Here is a 15095-nt window from a genome sequence, read left to right as displayed (position 1 = left end):
AGATCACGCAAAGCACCGGTCAATCCCACGTCAAAAGCAACTTCCCCACACCCCAATCTTCTCTCCCGTCAACACACCCACCTCTTCATTAAAACGCCCCCTCCCTTCATAAGACTCTTTATCCCCACACCCCAATCTTCCCTCCACTCCTCTCATCACATGCCATGCCATGCCATGCCATGCCATGATAAAATCACACACCACGCATAAAGTCCCAGCTTCCTTTTTTGCACATTTCCGTTTTTATGTTTTTACATATTTAAAGAAATCAGAAAATCTGTAAAAAATCATTACACAATAACGTTCTCGACAACTGTCTTTAAAATCTCGCCTCCCTTTTCATTTAAATCCTCCTATTTTTACTTAAATCATAGATATAAACCGCCCTATTATTTCCCTTGACCAACATAAAATTTTTCGACAAATTCTAGCTATCAAAAGGGTTCATAAGAAGCATTTTACGACTTTTAAAAGAACTTTTATTTACACCCAGTGCTTTCTTGTAACGTACGAGAGTACATTTAATTGATTGACTAGAAGAAAATTTGAAATGAGAGAACCTTTTCGTTTTTCTCATTCAACATTCGCAACGATAACTTATCCTTATAAGTCAGTATTTTTTCGTAAGACAAAACGCACAAAACACACGATACTTGCGTTGCATATTCACACGCTTGTTTTAAAGACAGATCTCTCAACGCTCGTCACACCCATTTCGCAAACGCTATCCATAAAGGCATGGTAAAGCCCCCATGAAGGGAATAAAATCCATTCAACCCTCCTTATCTTTACGCTTATGCAGGAACAAAACCGGCACTATCACAAAAATTCTGCCAGCTTCTAATGTTGCCGACAGCCTTCAGTTCAAGAGCCAATTCATTAAAGTTATGCCTTTCTTGTAAAGTTTTGACCCACATGGCCCGCCCGCTCATGATGTGCAAGCAAGTAATTTTAATTGATTCAATATAAGAGAACTGATGATGAGAAAATCTTATTCTATTCAGCGTTGTGCTTCACGTTGAAAATGATTTCATTATAAATCAATATATTAACAAATAGGAGAGTCATCATCAAGATGCTTACCTTTTTCTAAAAAAGGCTTCACATTGAAAAAACATCTAAAAATTAGATAAAAAAAAAGGTTTGCCTCTAATAAACAAACCCCTGTAGAAAATTATTCAGATAATTTTCAAAATTTTAAATTAATCCCTCTAAAAGCAGCAAAGATACTTCAGAAGCATCAAAAATGAATACAAAGGTTTATTTAACACAACGTTAAGAAAAATCAAGAGGAAAAAAATTTTATCGTTAATGCACCTTTAAAAAACGAATTTTTTAACCCACGCGGCTCAACAATTTGGGGCTGCCCTATAAACGCCTCCGACCAATCCCTTCATCTCCCTCAAAAGACCGTATAAAAGGTTCACAGAGCAGGTCTTCGCTAAAAAAATACCAATCGCAAGCGCTCATAAAAGGCAGCGTTGGCATAAAAGATCAGATTATCGAAAAGCTTGCTGAAATGTCTTCCCAGTCAATAAAAAAGAAGCGGACTTTTAAATATTTCCGCCTCTTTAACAATAAAACCATGATGAGGGATTATTAAAAAATTTCAAGACTATGAAGGGAACCAATTTGATAACAATTCATACCTTACAGGATCATCGGCACATTGTCCGCCACCACATTCCAGTATGGTAGAAATCAAATTTGCCGCAATCAAAAACACAAATAAAAAACTTGCCGTTTTACTCAAAAATGGAAAAGGAGAAAATTCTTTGAACTTGTGTGCCAATTCGCCTAAAATCATGACAAATGTGACAGCAAAGATACAAAGGACAGAAATAATGAAAGCCCAAGTATAAAAATGCAATCCAAAGAACGTTGAACCATATCCCAAATCATCAGGTGTTATATGCAAAAACACTTGCCGTGCTGCAACGGCACTCGTTACCATACAACCGAGAATAACCATACCATAATGGGTATTTTTCACCTTATAGTGAATATTGAGCAAGAACCCACAACCTGCTAGCATCAATCCAACGCGCTGCAGCAAACAAAGGGGACACGGTAACTCAAACTTTACCAATTGATAATAAAAAGCCACCACCAAGACAATGGATAACCCAATGAGTCCTAGCGTATTCATAAAGATGACGAAGTGAGGATTTTTTTGTTCAACATGTTCCATGGCTATTCTCTCAAAAAGATAAATTTAAAGTAGAAGTTGCGTGATGATTGAAAGTGAGAAGAATGACAACGAATAAAACTGCCCACAGAGCATAACTTATATTTTTTTTGCCATACATAGTCGTTATTGCAGTACCTAAAGCGATTAAAAATGGAAAAAACATAGCTTTAAATCTCCTTTACATCCGGTGTTTAACTCTTAATTTATTTCAGCTTCCACCATTATTACAAAATTGGGCAAAAAAGAGACCATGGATTTATTATTCACAATTCGTCATTCACTTTTCTTGTCATACTATCTAAGTGAAAAAACAAAGAACCATATAATCGCTAAGAAACACATCTCAACAAAAGCACAAAAGCGCTGATTATTCGCTTCCCTTTATATCAGCTATTATTAAAATATATCAACGATTACAAAGAGCATATCCCCCCACTCAATTAAAATAATCACTTGAACAGCAAAATAAATAGCCTTTGAAATTAAGAGATCGATATCTCTTTTTTCTCAAAGAATATCCTCACTTTGCAACGCATTTTCGCCATAAAAATCTCTTTTTCTCATGAGCAATTTTTCAAATTGCAGCAGATTTCATAATATATGGTGACCATGTTTATTTTGGCAAATAAAAATGAAACATTTTTAAAAAAACTTACAATCAATGCCTTTCCCCCGATGTATTTTTTCCTCTTACCTTAAATAAACAGCAATTCCGCAGCTCAACAGCCTCATAGGTCCAACACCACCCCTTAACACTTCCCCTCAAAATTCATCCCTCCCCCTCAAAAGAAGTGCTTCATAACCTTCAATACTTTAATTTTTCATCTCTCGAGATCCCCCTTTAAATTTTTAGCTTTCCATCTTATTTGAAAAATAACTGTTTCTCTGTCATCAATTGGCTTTGCAAAGAGAATATAAAACTTTAAAAAAAATAATGATAAAGAATCGCATTGAACCTTTGAAAAGGATGGTGAATGATGAAAAAATCATGTGATGTCGCGATTTTAATGGGGAGCCAATCGGATTGGCAAACGATGTGCCATAGCGCAGATATTTTGACAAATCTTGGTATTTCTCATAGTTCGCATATTGTCTCAGCACACCGAACCCCTGAACGCCTTTATCAATTTGCAAAAGAAGCAAAAGAAGCAGGGTTTAAAGTTTTAATCGCCGGTGCAGGGGGCGCAGCGCATCTTCCTGGTATGCTAGCAGCCCTTACGCCTCTTCCTGTTTTTGGCGTTCCAGTGCATTCTCATTCTCTTTCTGGTCAAGATTCTTTGCTTTCAATTGTGCAAATGCCAGCAGGGATACCCGTTGGCACATTAGCAATTGGCAAAGCAGGTGCAATTAATGCAGCACTTTTAGCCGCAGCCGTTATGGCCATTTATGATCATGATCTCGCCCAACGATTACAAGATTGGCGTCAACAACAAACAGCTAATGTCGCCAAAACGCCTGTAACGGAGGGTTAAAATGGCACCGTTTTCCAACACGCCCCCCTCACCCAACACCACCCCCTCACCCAACACCCTCTCACCTAACATGTTACCTCCAGGCAGCGTCATTGGTTTAATCGGCGGCGGACAGTTAGCACGGATGCTCGCCATAGCGGCCGCAGAATTAGGATTTCGAACAGTTATTTTTTGCCCTGAGGCCGATTGCCCAGCCGCTCAAACAGCAAACAGCCATATTGTTGCCTCCTATGACGATACATCAGCTTTAGATCATTTTATTTCTCAGTGTGATGTTGTCAGCTATGAATTTGAAAATCTTTCGCTTCAAACGGTTCAATATGTAGAGAAGAGTAAGCCTGTTTATCCTTCTTCCAAAGCATTAGAGATCACGCAAGATCGACTTTTTGAGAAGCAATTTTTGCGTGATCAAAGGATTGGCACCGCCTCATGGTATGCTGTTGACAATTCTTCTTCTCTTCTTTCCGCGCTCGATGCCTTAGGCGGACGTGGTCTTTTAAAAACGCGTCGTTTTGGTTATGACGGAAAAAACCAGATCAAGCTTGACCACCCCGATGAACAAACCCTTGACGAAGCCTTAAGGACTTTTCAGGAGCAGCCTTGTATTTTGGAAGAGATAGTTCCTTTTTTATCGGAAATTTCAGTTCTCTCGGCTCGCACAAAACAAGGAGAACATATTTTTTATGATTGCCCTGAAAACCAACACAAAAACGGAATTCTTCATAAATCCTTTGTTCCATCACATATTCCACTTGACGTGCAAAAAGCAGCCCAAGAAATCAGCCTAACAGTCATGGATGCCCTCGATTATGTTGGTGTTCTTTGTATTGAGTTTTTTGTCTTAACGGATGGTCATCTTTTAGTAAATGAACTCGCGCCGCGTGTCCATAATTCTGGTCATTGGACACAAAAAGCATGCATAACTTCACAATTTGAACAGCATATCCGTGCTATTTGCGGTCTTCCATTGGGCAGCACATACCGCCATAGCGATTGCCAAATGACAAATCTTCTTGGGAAAAATTTAAGCACGTTAAAATATTTTCTGAAGCAAGAGCGCACCTCGATCCATTTATATGGCAAAAGCACTGTTCAACCCTACCGCAAAATGGGGCATGTCATCCAATTAATGGGACCAGCTAGCAAATTTTAAACCCACATATATACAAATGCTTTTCCCCTCAATGAACTGAAAAACAACCTCTCCCCTCACACCGATATCCAGCGGCTCAAAGCGCGCCGCCCCCCGCCCCAATCCTTTTAATTTGCCCCCTAGCAGAGCTTCACGCCCTCCTACAAGCTCCTTCTCCTCCATACCCCCCACCCTCAAAAACCACACCAATCAACAATCCAACGGCTCAACAGCGCTCCTGACCTTTCAACACCCCCTTGACAGAGCTTATTTGTTTAAAGCTGAAAAGGCTTTTACTTTTTTCCACTCTTTGTCCTTCTTTTGCGAGAATATTTTTACCTTCAAGGAAACCATTAACCCACCATAGGAAATGTATAATACACCCTTGACAAGAATAAGACTTCTTGTTAAATCTCCCTTACTTTTTTTGCAATTTTCACTTATTCGTTGTGCTAATGAAGTGTGTTAATGCGTACCTTAAGGGTGCGTTTTTCTTTTTGTGATCACAGTGAAAAAGTGTATCGTGTGATGTTATGATGCAAGTACAATATCGCAATGCAATGTTCATTGAGTGAACAGTGTATTGGGGTTGTGGTGTTGTATTTTTGTGTTTTAATGTTATATCATAGTTGTTTTAATGTTGTATCATAGTATTGTGTTACGTAAACTGTTTAACGGTGAATATGATGAAAATTAAAAATTCGCTTAAAGCACTAAAGGAGCGCCACCGTAACAATCGTTTGGTGCGTCGTAAGGGTCGTATTTATATTCTTAATAAGACGAACCCTCGTTTTAGAGCGCGTCAAGGCTAATTCTTTTGGTTAATGTTTTTATGCCTACTTTTTGTAGGCTTAAAAATTTTTTCTTAAGATTTTTTGGGTTACGAGTCGGTTGGTTATAAGTTCGTTGATTACAAGTCTAGTATTTGATAATATTTGGTGATTTATCTTTTGGGGGCTTGTTTTTATGGATTCTTCTATTTTTTTAAAAACCTTTCGATTTTTTCAGTCGCGTTTTTTCTGTATTTTCAGTCGCGTTTTTTTTCTTTTTTTTGTTGGCATATTTTGTTTTGTTCCCTCTAGCTATGGGCAAAATCCTCCTTCGCTTCCTGAAGATCGGCCTTCTCCACAATCGCTTTTACCCTTAGATGATCTTATTCCCAATTCTCCTCCCCCTTCCTCAACGCCCTCCGATTCTGATTTGTCTGCGGTTATTCTTGAAGATCTTGACAAAGAGCAGCTTTCCCATATTGACAGAGTTAAGCAACGCAAAGAAGCCGAAATTTTACGTTTACTGAAAGAGTTGAAATATTGTGCTGATGTTTCTCAAGCAAAAAAGATCAGTCAACAACTTCAACATTTGTGGTCCCAATCGGGGAGTGAGACGATTGATCTTTTAATGTCATGGGCTGAAAATGCTATTAACAGTGATGATTATGGACTGGCGCTTGATTATATTGATAATGCTCTTGCACTTTTACCTACTCACGCTGAAGCTTGGGTAAGGCGCGCTTGGATTCACATTCAACTAAACGATTTCAAGCTTGCCATGCTTGATCTCAACCATGCTCTTGAACTTGAGCCGCGCAACTATATCGCTTTTTTTGAACTTGGCGTTACCATGGAAGCAACAGAGCGTCCAAAACTGGCTCTTAAAGCCTATGAAACCGCATTAGAGTATTACCCACAAATGCGCAGAATTCAAAAGCGCGTACAAGCTCTGTTAGACGAACAATCACCACAAGCTCTTTGAAACCATTCAAAAACGAGATGCTTTACGCATCCTTTAAAACTTGGATAAGACGCAAGCCTTCTTCACATTCCACTCAATAAACTAAAAGCCCCCCTGCTCATAACCACGCCCTCAAACACTCCGCACGCAATTGACCCCACCCCACGCAATTGAAAATGTCTTTTTTGAATTTTGACCTGTTTTGTATTAAAGGAAGCGTCCAAACACTTCCAATATACCCCTTAAAGAATTTCTTCTCCTAGCAAGCAAACGCTTCACGCTTGAGTCCTCTTCACACCGCCTCTTTTTTCACATCTCTCCATCATGGACAAAAAAAAATTTTGTAAACACGATCCTCAAAAAATATTTTTTGAAAAAAACTTAAAACATCGCTGAGCCCTTTGATAAACTGTTATCGTCTTTTTTTATTTTTATGAGCTTCAACCATAGCAGAGAACATACCGTATCGGCTCTTCTCCACCCCTCAAAGTTGATAAAACAGCACTGAAATATTCCCCACGAGGAAAAAACTTCAAAGACGCAACGTCAGTTAAACAAACATCCTTGAATAAAAAATATTCCCCTTCAAAGCTCCTCCAAACATTCCCCCGAAACATAAAAATCAAGCGATTGCCAATGAATATCCTCCCCACACCTTAAAGCACGAAGTCTCTTAACCCGCTTCGGACTGTAAACAATCCGAATTCTAGTAGACTTCTCTTGGTTTCCCACATATGGGATTTTCTTAAACTTAAGGACATTGACCACACACATTAAAACATTGAACCTATCAAGGATAGCAACCTTATATTGCCAGTAAATAACAGTATGTTACGCCATAACAGGATAAAATTTGATACCCTCACGCCTTTCCATGCACGTTTTCATCTCCCAGTATAGTCACTTTCCTATTTTCCTTTAAATTGAAACAAATCTTTCTATTGGGTATAGACCACCAACACCCATTTTAAAACCTGTCATTTTAACGCTTTTACCAAGTTGAAAATCATCCAATGACTTGATGTGAGGCGTTAATTTGTCAGAAGGTATATATGGGCAAACGGCTTGAAAAGTATTATCTTCAAATTGCAAACAATATCGACGACGAGCTAAATATTTAGCTGCTATAATTTTCTTTTTATTTTCTAATTTCCAAGCCCCTATTTTAGAGGGATGAATATCTAATTTTTTAGCATTTTCAGTTTTGAAACAATGGATACTATCAGTGTCACAATAGATAAAATTTTCAAGTCCAATTTTGTAAATAGACTCAATTAAAAACATACGAGCATAGCTTCCAGCAAATAAAGAAATTGGCAAATAACCACATTTTTGGAATATTGTTTCACCCCAAATAAATCTAAGAACATCATTTTCAAATTCGATATATGTTTTAATTCTATGAGGACGTTCAGCCATTTTTCCACATAATGAATTAAGAAACATTTTTCCTATTCTGCTGATTGTTTTATCTGAAGAATTTTTCAATTCAAAAAATTCATCAATATAATCAGTAAAAAGGTCATCTCTTGCTTGAAAGAGATAACCATCTAATAATTCCAAATTTTGGTAGTGATAAGATTGTTTAAACAATTCAAATTCTTGTAATGTTAACATGAATATTTTTTTATGTTCACATTCGTATTCAGATAAAATTTGTAAATATTCAACACCCCCAGATGATGATTGTGTGTTATTATTTAAAATAGGTATTTTGTTTTCTCTTAATTCTGCTGAGTTTATATAAAATCTTTGAAGACCTAGAGGGTGTAAGTCATTAGTTTCAATTTTACCTTTTTTATAAAGAGGTGCCCCTATAGGTAATTGTTTTAACATCATAGCAGGGCCCATACTATTGACATCATAAATTTCAATTTCTTTATTTATGAATTTACCCATATATCTATTAAAAAAACAAAAACCACCGTCATTTGCTTTTCTAAAAATATAATCATCACCTTCTTCTAAAGATGGGAATAAATATGTTTCTGCTTTAATTTTTGTAAATTTTTTAAACATTTTTTCTGACCATACAGCTTTAGCATCAGCTGCAAAAGTCATTTTATTTCTTCCCCATTGGAGTCTTTTTTTGAGAGCAATGGCTAATCCCTTGCTTTCATTCACACAGCAGTCGATATCATTTTGATGAATAATAACATCATCAATGCACTCAAAGAGAGAAGATTCACTTTGTTTTAAATCGGTAAAAGCTGTTATTATGTCTTGTAAAGGAACTAAAAATAACTCTAATGAATCGAATAGATAAACTCTTTTTGATTTATTTGATTGAAATGCAAGTTCCGATCTAAGAACTCTATCCTTTTGCGAGATAAAATCATAAAATTTAGGTGTTATAAGATCATTTTGATTAAAATGACACCATGATCGAATAATAGCATAATCATAGTTTAGGTTATAAGCATAAAATCTTGTACTGTTTTCTATTTTTTTCACAAATTCTAAAAAAAGTCTAACAGGATCACCATCGTTTATTGTAAAAACAGTGATATCTGTTAGATCTTCAACATTAACAATTGAAACCATATAGGGCTTAACAGGTTCTTTAATTGTCGCCTTGAAAGTAAAAGTATATAATTTTCTAAAGTTGATAAGTCTCATGTTTCCTCCCTTTTTAGATTTTATCACCTCTTTATTGTGTTTACTTCATTCTAAAAACAAAAAATATTTATCTTTTACTATATTTCGCTCTTCACGAACACTCTCATAGCCTTCACCCCATGATTGGAGATACCTTTTTACACTTAGAAAATCATAGAAACGAAAAGCGTTCACAATTTGCCCTCAAAGTTGATAAAACAGCACTGAAATATTCCCCACGAGGCAAAAACTTCAAAGACGCAACGTCAGTTAACAAACATCCTTGAATAAAAAATATTCCCCTTCAAAGCTCCTCCAAACATTCCCCCGAAACATAAAAATCAAGCGATTGCCAATAAACCGTTATGCCTCACTCAATCACCCACCCCCACTCATATTTTTTGCTTTTTTTACTTTGAATAACGCGTTCTATATATCATACAGCCATTTCTAGCAGCCACCCGCAAGGTTATAGAATCATCCTGAAAAAACTTTATGAAAAATAAGAGATTGTAGTTATTTTATCTCTAGCAGAAACTCTGAAATTGTTTTATATTAAGGAGGGTGTTCTGCGCTTCTCGACAGGAAATAACGTATTCCTGAGACCTTAATGATCTCCAAGGGAGCTGTCCCTGATCAAGCCCGTGGGCTTTTTCATATGGCGCCCACCTATTTGTATAGGTTCCCGGGATCAGCTTTTTCCATCGGCTGTTGTGGATCACCCTTTTTTACATCAAAATTTTTCCAGATAAAAATTGAGAGCGTCCTTTTACATAAGACCAATGACGATATGCTCTTTTCAAGAAATAAAAATTACGTTGAGCTTTATTTTATAAAACAGACAGCACTTACAAAAATAATCCCCTCTGTGAATCTGCTTCATCCCTTTGCACGCAAGCAACGCAAAAGCAGCTTGTCGCATCAAGATACCCTACCATAAGAGCGCACATTTTTTCATGAGCACAGCTCTTGTCCACACAGAGATTTACAAAACGCCAACAATGGATAAAATACCAGCATCTTATAAAACAATTGGCGAGACAATGACACATAATCCCCTCTGTGAATCGGCTTTATCCCTTCGTACACAGCAGCGAAAAAGCGGTTTATCGCGTCGTGATGCTCTTTTAACAGAAGAGCGGGCACTCTTTTCGCAGCGTGCTTGTTGCCACTTTATTGAATACCTTGAAAAAAAGGGGACAAATTTTTCACAGCTCATTTTAGCAGGCTATTGGCCCATTAAATCGGAAATTGACCCGCGTCCTTTACTGGATGCTGTAGCGTTACGCGGCGGACGTTTAGCCTTACCAGCAGTGCTTGATTCCACCACCATGGTTTTCCGTGCATTTTCGCCCAACACGATTTTAGAGCCCATGCGTTTTGGCACCTTTGGTCCAAGTGCAGACAGTAGCGTTGTTGTCCCCAATAATATTATTGTTCCGCTTTCTGCGTTTGATCGTCAATGTCACCGTCTTGGCTATGGAGGAGGATATTATGACCGTGCGGTTGAAGCTCTTGAAAAACAAGGACATCAAATAACATTATGGGGCATAGGATTTTCATGTCAGGAGGTTTCCTCTATTCGCGCAGCAGAACATGATCTACAGGTACAGGGGATTTTTACAGAAAAAGGTTTCTTAAAATGTTAAAATGTGATTAAAGCGCCTATGCGTTTTTTATTTTTAGGTGACATTGTTGGTAACACAGGCTGTAAAGCTGTTTTTGAACACCTTCCTCAACTGATTAAGAAGTGGCAGCTTGATTTTGTTGTGGTAAATGGTGAGAATGCCTCTGGTGGTTTTGGTCTCACACAAGAAACGTATCAAGATCTTTTGATGACCGGTGTTGATGTTGTGACCACGGGCAATCATGCTTTTTCTCACAAAGAAGCATTGCAGTATGCCCATGAGAGTGATCGTTTTTTACGCCCTGCCAATTTTTCGAAAGAAACTCCTGGAAGAGGTGTAGGTATTTTTACAGCAAAAAATGGAGCCCGTGTTCTTGTCGCCAATCTGTTGGGCAACGTTTTTATGCCGTGCAAAGTAGAAGATCCATTTGAAACAGCAGAAAATATTCTTTTAGCCTGTTCGTTGATGGAGCAAGCCGATACGGTTATTTTTGACTTTCACGCAGAAACGACAAGCGAGAAGCAATGTTTTGGCCATTTTCTTGATGGTCGTGTGAGTGTTATCGTTGGCACGCATACGCATATTCCCACGGCTGACGCACAAATCTTAGAAGGTGGGAGCGCCTATTTAACAGATGCAGGCATGTGTGGAGATTATAACTCCTCTCTTGGAATGGACAAAGAAGAACCCTTACACCGTTTTCTTTATAAGACGAAGCAAGATCGTTTTGAACCGGCATGTGGTCCCGCCACCCTTTGTGGTTTAGCGGTTGAGATTTCAGACCGCACAGGTTTAGCAGAAAAGGTCTCGGCAGTACGGATTGGTCCTCATTTAAAGCCTGAAGTTCCAGATTTTTGGTAGCTTCTTTTAAGCCGCCCCTTTGATGATCGCTCTCCACTGTGCGCCCTTTGGATGATTGCTCTCCAATGTTTCCTTTTGAGAACTCTTTTTGGCAAGATGACTTTTCAAGCCCTTCCCAAATCCCTAAAAACACCACGCCTTCCAATTTGCCTAACACAGCAACTTTTCTAACACAAATAAGTCACTCTTTAAAAAGGGAAAAGGTCCAAATTTTCATGATTTTTAAAATGACGAGAAGGAGGTTCTATTTGGACATTTCTGCGGGGGGGGGGGGAGGAGAAATGCTAACCCCCTTCTCTAAAAAAGGGTTTATAGAATAATTTATTATTTAGCAAGAGCCTCTTTAATTTTTTCTTTATTCTAACAAAAAATTAATCTTAAAATTGCCTTCTGCTTTTTAGGTTTAAGCTCTCTAAAACTTTTCAAAAGGACTTGCTCTTCTTTACTCGAAATCCTTTCATCACAGGGATACAAGGCATTTTCTTTTGTCGAGAGATCCGTATAGAAAAAAGAAATGGGAACATTGAGAATATCAGCAATTTCTTGTAAACGCCCCGCCCCTATACGATTAGAGTCTTTTTCATATTTTTGGATTTGTTGAAACGTCACACCTAACTGGATGCCTAATTGCTTTTGCGACATCCCCAGCATTGTTCTTTTAAAGCGAATTTTTCTGCCTATCGAAATGTCGTTAAAGTGTGGATTTTTAGCTTTCACTTCAAGCTCCCCTACCGGTTGCGAGCGCCTCTTATGCGTATTCCGGGAGTCTGAAAGTACTGAGTTCGAATCAGCTTTTTTGCTTTTAGTGCGCAGACGCACCTGGACATAACAAAAGCTCCCGGAATCTCGCGATACTTATAAAGCAGGCTAATGTCTCAGCTTGGATTTTCAGGCTTTGGGCTCCACCATTCAACCGCACTGTACAACGAGAACCCTCGTTCTTGTTCATAAAATAATTTCAGGAGACCAGCAATAAATTTAAAACAGTGTTTTTATCTCATGAGACAATCAAACACAAAATTGCCTTCTGCTTTTTAGGTTTAAGCTCTCTAAAGCTTTTCAAAAGGACTTGCTCTTCTTTGCTCGAGATCCTTTCATCATAAGGATCCAAGGCGTTTTCCTTTGTTGAGAGATCGGAATAAAAAAAGGAAATGGGAACATTGAGAATATCAGCAATTTCTTGTAAACGCCCCGCCCCTATACGATTAGAGCCTTTTTCATATTTTTGGATTTGTTGAAACGTCACACCTAACTGGCTGCCTAATTGCTTTTGCGACATCCCCAGCATTGTTCTTTTAAAGCGAATTTTTCTGCCTATCGAAATGTCGTTAAAGTGTGGATTTTTAGCTTTCACTTCAAGCTCCCCTACCGGTTGCGAGCGCCCTCGCATAAGTATTCCGGGAGTTGAAAGAGCTGAAACTTGACTCAGCCTTTTGCTTTTAGTGCGCAGACGCACCTGGACATAACAAAAGCTCCCGGAAATCCGGGATATCCATAAAGCTGGATAAATACGTGTCTCAAGTTTCGGGTCTTTCATTCCCTGTTGATCGCTGCGTAGACGACCAAAACATTCGCTTACAATAAAGTAATTTCAGGAAATTGGCAATAAAATTTAAAAACAGTCTTTATTTGTATTTTTATCAGAGGCAGATAACCTCCCATTTTTGATTAAATTATGTATGAACGAAGTGAGCGCTATTTATTGAAATAAGTATAAGATCATAATCAAGAGATGCTAGACGTAGTAAAAACCTTTCATAGGCATCATGAGCAAACAAGCAAAGAAATATCATGATGATACCACCAATGACCATTGCTGTTTGGTGTTCATAGGGTGCAACTCTCGCTGTGTATCCGAAAAAAAGAAAAAATAGGAATAAAGCCAAGCCACCAGCAAAGAAGTTTAAGAAGGCAAAAACTGGTTTACGAATGAATAATAAAATAAGGAAGATTGCGTAAAGCAACCTTTTAAATATCACAGCCAACATTCTACGTATTGTTTTAAATATCCAAACGAATATTCTACGTATTATCTTGAACACCCCACGCATTATAGTTGAAGCAATGCTCTGTTTTGCATCTAACCTTTCTTCTTTGGTGTTTTGTCTTCTTAGCAGAAAGACTGCTCATGACTCTCCCATTTTCAAGCCACTGTACTATAAAAATGTACTATAAAAATAATTTATCTCTAATTATATCATCCCAAAATACAACAATATTTTATTCATTTTAACTAAAAACAAGTGCTTTATTGAGAAGAAAAGCTATTTTCATTAGTAAGAGCTGTTAAATCCTTACGTCTAAAATAGATAGAGCGTCCACAACGAACAGGTGGTTGCCCTTGCATAAGAATAATCTGTTCGTCTTTTCGCATTTCTTGTGTTATTTCATGTGGATATATTAAAGGTCTATGCTGGGTGTTTATATTTTCTGTCCCTCTTGTATGGAATCCTCCTAGAGGTTTGCTTGAATCTTTCACTTCAATGGTCATTTGACCACATGCCTTAGATATATTTTCAGCAGTTTTAATATCTTTTATTGCGGCATAGCTTACAAAAGCACAATTTTCAAACCATGTCATAACGCCTGACGAACCGAAATAGTGTTCTATTTGATCTACAGACTTGTAAAAAAGCATGAGAGATATACCATATTTGCGTCCATGATCACGTGCTTCTTCTAAAATGTTCATATATCCTAAAAGATCAGCATTATCTAAAATAAAGAGCGCTCTTTTTGCATAATTACCATTAGCAGCCTCCATAGCTCTGAGAAAAGAGCCAACAAGGATACGCCCAACACCTGGATAAGATTTTAAAATTTTTGAGGGGATATTTAGAAAAATATCAATATTTCCCTTTGTTATATCGGTAGTTTTAAAATCATGACCACTAATAAGATCTGCATAGTTAGAGAGTGAAAGCCATTGTATATCTTTTGCAGCAGTAGCATAGACACCTGAGAAAGTTTGTTCAGCCATGTTTGTAAAAACGCCAAGGGTTTCACGAATAAATTGGGATGAAGAATTTGATCGTATAGATTGCAATTTTCCAATCACAGAGGGTTCTGGCATTGACATGATCGTGTGAAGGGTTTTTAAGTTTTTTTCCTTTACTGCGTATTCATCAGAAAAGACAATATGCGCAAGAAGCCCTGTTAACAAATTATGTGCTTGTAATACAAAAAATTGATCAGTCGAAGTTGATTTGTCGTTTTCAGAAAGAAGGAGTCTAGCAACTTCAACCACACCCGCTTCTCTTTCATAAAGGGGGAGATTTTCATCTAACAGCCAATCTAAAGGGTTAAAAGTTTTTGTTGAAGAACCATGAGGATCAAGAACGTATACTTCTCTTTTTGACAGCTGCCTTGTTTTTTTTACCATTGGAGCGATTTCAGTTGAAGGGCTTTAACAGCTTACTTGTAATCTATTTATATCTGTGTAATCATATACATTATGGATAGATTTGTTGGGATAGGTAAGG

Annotated in this window: 15 protein-coding genes, 1 other RNA gene and 1 pseudogene; 8 read left to right on the top strand and 9 right to left on the bottom strand. The window is 37.7% G+C overall.

Annotated features, from left to right (window positions below):
* Nucleotides 1-30: 30 nt before the first annotated feature.
* A complete protein-coding gene (locus ACFIKH_RS06305; RefSeq protein ID WP_375670371.1) occupies nt 31-204 on the bottom strand; it encodes a hypothetical protein in 174 nt (57 codons plus the stop codon).
* Between the two features lie 346 nt (nt 205-550).
* Between ACFIKH_RS06305 and ACFIKH_RS06300 the strand changes: the two genes are divergently transcribed.
* On the top strand, nt 551-745 hold the full coding sequence (locus tag ACFIKH_RS06300) for a hypothetical protein (RefSeq protein ID WP_375626358.1): 195 nt from the start codon (nt 551-553) through the stop codon (nt 743-745).
* Between the two features lie 49 nt (nt 746-794).
* Here ACFIKH_RS06300 and ACFIKH_RS06295 read toward each other — a convergent pair whose 3' ends face one another.
* The 3 genes from ACFIKH_RS06295 to ACFIKH_RS06285 all read right to left on the bottom strand — a co-directional run bounded on the left by ACFIKH_RS06295 (nt 795) and on the right by ACFIKH_RS06285 (nt 2354).
* Nucleotides 795-917 (bottom strand): hypothetical protein, encoded by a 123-nt coding sequence (locus ACFIKH_RS06295; RefSeq protein ID WP_375626360.1) that lies wholly within the window; start codon nt 915-917, stop codon nt 795-797.
* A 698-nt stretch (nt 918-1615) separates the two neighbouring features.
* Nucleotides 1616-2191 carry a disulfide bond formation protein B gene (locus ACFIKH_RS06290; RefSeq protein ID WP_375626362.1) on the bottom strand — a complete coding sequence of 192 codons (576 nt, stop codon included), beginning with the start codon at nt 2189-2191 and terminating at the stop codon, nt 1616-1618.
* Between the two features lie 10 nt (nt 2192-2201).
* Nucleotides 2202-2354 (bottom strand): DUF5993 family protein, encoded by a 153-nt coding sequence (locus ACFIKH_RS06285; RefSeq protein WP_375626364.1) that lies wholly within the window; start codon nt 2352-2354, stop codon nt 2202-2204.
* Nucleotides 2355-3165: 811 nt separating this feature from the next.
* On the opposite strand from ACFIKH_RS06285, the gene purE reads away from it, so the two are divergent.
* Together purE and ACFIKH_RS06275 are read left to right on the top strand one after the other, a co-directional pair.
* Nucleotides 3166-3663: a 5-(carboxyamino)imidazole ribonucleotide mutase gene (purE, locus tag ACFIKH_RS06280; protein WP_375625365.1), complete on the top strand. Its 498-nt coding sequence runs from the start codon at nt 3166-3168 to the stop codon at nt 3661-3663.
* A gap of 1 nt (nt 3664) precedes the next feature.
* A complete protein-coding gene (locus ACFIKH_RS06275) occupies nt 3665-4816 on the top strand; it encodes a 5-(carboxyamino)imidazole ribonucleotide synthase (protein ID WP_375671214.1) in 1152 nt (383 codons plus the stop codon).
* On the opposite strand, the gene ACFIKH_RS06270 is transcribed toward ACFIKH_RS06275, so the two are convergent.
* A complete protein-coding gene (locus ACFIKH_RS06270) occupies nt 4790-4978 on the bottom strand; it encodes a hypothetical protein (protein WP_375626368.1) in 189 nt (62 codons plus the stop codon). The two genes, ACFIKH_RS06275 and ACFIKH_RS06270, sit on opposite strands and share 27 nt — an antisense overlap.
* A 503-nt stretch (nt 4979-5481) precedes the next feature.
* Here ACFIKH_RS06270 and ykgO point away from each other — a divergent pair.
* Both ykgO and ACFIKH_RS06260 read left to right on the top strand, forming a co-directional pair.
* The gene (ykgO, locus tag ACFIKH_RS06265; protein WP_013545486.1) at nt 5482-5607 is read left to right on the top strand and encodes a type B 50S ribosomal protein L36; all 126 of its coding nucleotides are present in this window, start codon (nt 5482-5484) and stop codon (nt 5605-5607) included.
* 154 nt (nt 5608-5761) lie between these two features.
* The gene (locus ACFIKH_RS06260; protein ID WP_375671212.1) at nt 5762-6547 is read left to right on the top strand and encodes a tetratricopeptide repeat protein; all 786 of its coding nucleotides are present in this window, start codon (nt 5762-5764) and stop codon (nt 6545-6547) included.
* A gap of 897 nt (nt 6548-7444) precedes the next feature.
* Here the strand turns inward: ACFIKH_RS06260 and ACFIKH_RS06255 are convergent.
* Nucleotides 7445-9145: a DNA polymerase gene (locus ACFIKH_RS06255; protein WP_375625360.1), complete on the bottom strand. Its 1701-nt coding sequence runs from the start codon at nt 9143-9145 to the stop codon at nt 7445-7447.
* A gap of 542 nt (nt 9146-9687) precedes the next feature.
* On the opposite strand from ACFIKH_RS06255, the gene ssrS reads away from it, so the two are divergent.
* The 3 genes from ssrS (at nt 9688) to ACFIKH_RS06240 (ending at nt 11613) form a co-directional block, all read left to right on the top strand.
* Nucleotides 9688-9848: non-coding RNA, 6S RNA (gene ssrS / locus ACFIKH_RS06250), on the top strand.
* A 319-nt stretch (nt 9849-10167) separates the two neighbouring features.
* Nucleotides 10168-10773 carry a 5-formyltetrahydrofolate cyclo-ligase gene (locus ACFIKH_RS06245; RefSeq protein ID WP_375625410.1) on the top strand — a complete coding sequence of 202 codons (606 nt, stop codon included), beginning with the start codon at nt 10168-10170 and terminating at the stop codon, nt 10771-10773.
* Between the two features lie 18 nt (nt 10774-10791).
* On the top strand, nt 10792-11613 hold the full coding sequence (locus ACFIKH_RS06240) for a TIGR00282 family metallophosphoesterase (RefSeq protein ID WP_375626371.1): 822 nt from the start codon (nt 10792-10794) through the stop codon (nt 11611-11613).
* A 360-nt stretch (nt 11614-11973) separates the two neighbouring features.
* Here the strand turns inward: ACFIKH_RS06240 and ACFIKH_RS06235 are convergent, their stop codons facing one another.
* From ACFIKH_RS06235 to ACFIKH_RS06225, 3 genes and pseudogenes are all read right to left on the bottom strand, one after another.
* A complete protein-coding gene (locus tag ACFIKH_RS06235; RefSeq protein WP_375671210.1) occupies nt 11974-12330 on the bottom strand; it encodes a helix-turn-helix domain-containing protein in 357 nt (118 codons plus the stop codon).
* 280 nt (nt 12331-12610) lie between these two features.
* The gene (locus ACFIKH_RS06230; RefSeq protein ID WP_375671208.1) at nt 12611-13150 is read right to left on the bottom strand and encodes a helix-turn-helix domain-containing protein; all 540 of its coding nucleotides are present in this window, start codon (nt 13148-13150) and stop codon (nt 12611-12613) included.
* 711 nt (nt 13151-13861) lie between these two features.
* A pseudogene (locus tag ACFIKH_RS06225) lies at nt 13862-15016 on the bottom strand (type IV secretory system conjugative DNA transfer family protein); the annotation flags it as partial.
* Nucleotides 15017-15095: the final 79 nt, after the last annotated feature.

It is taken from the genome of Bartonella sp. SD1336NMGDW (assembly GCF_042193565.1).
Taxonomy (GTDB): domain Bacteria; phylum Pseudomonadota; class Alphaproteobacteria; order Rhizobiales; family Rhizobiaceae; genus Bartonella; species Bartonella grahamii.
Note: the sequence above shows the minus strand (reverse complement) of the source record. Positions and strands in the feature narration are given on the sequence as shown.

Coding starts and splice junctions, on each gene's coding strand:
- ACFIKH_RS06260 (WP_375671212.1), top strand. CDS start 5,762: ATGGATTCTTCTATTTTTTTAAAAACCTTTCGATTTTTTCAGTCGCGT.
- ACFIKH_RS06285 (WP_375626364.1), bottom strand. CDS start 2,354: ATGTTTTTTCCATTTTTAATCGCTTTAGGTACTGCAATAACGACTATG.
- ACFIKH_RS06295 (WP_375626360.1), bottom strand. CDS start 917: ATGTGGGTCAAAACTTTACAAGAAAGGCATAACTTTAATGAATTGGCT.
- ACFIKH_RS06255 (WP_375625360.1), bottom strand. CDS start 9,145: ATGAGACTTATCAACTTTAGAAAATTATATACTTTTACTTTCAAGGCG.
- ykgO (WP_013545486.1), top strand. CDS start 5,482: ATGAAAATTAAAAATTCGCTTAAAGCACTAAAGGAGCGCCACCGTAAC.
- ACFIKH_RS06240 (WP_375626371.1), top strand. CDS start 10,792: ATGCGTTTTTTATTTTTAGGTGACATTGTTGGTAACACAGGCTGTAAA.
- ACFIKH_RS06230 (WP_375671208.1), bottom strand. CDS start 13,150: ATGAAAGACCCGAAACTTGAGACACGTATTTATCCAGCTTTATGGATA.
- ACFIKH_RS06290 (WP_375626362.1), bottom strand. CDS start 2,191: ATGGAACATGTTGAACAAAAAAATCCTCACTTCGTCATCTTTATGAAT.
- purE (WP_375625365.1), top strand. CDS start 3,166: ATGATGAAAAAATCATGTGATGTCGCGATTTTAATGGGGAGCCAATCG.
- ACFIKH_RS06300 (WP_375626358.1), top strand. CDS start 551: ATGAGAGAACCTTTTCGTTTTTCTCATTCAACATTCGCAACGATAACT.
- ACFIKH_RS06245 (WP_375625410.1), top strand. CDS start 10,168: ATGACACATAATCCCCTCTGTGAATCGGCTTTATCCCTTCGTACACAG.
- ACFIKH_RS06270 (WP_375626368.1), bottom strand. CDS start 4,978: ATGGAGGAGAAGGAGCTTGTAGGAGGGCGTGAAGCTCTGCTAGGGGGC.
- ACFIKH_RS06275 (WP_375671214.1), top strand. CDS start 3,665: ATGGCACCGTTTTCCAACACGCCCCCCTCACCCAACACCACCCCCTCA.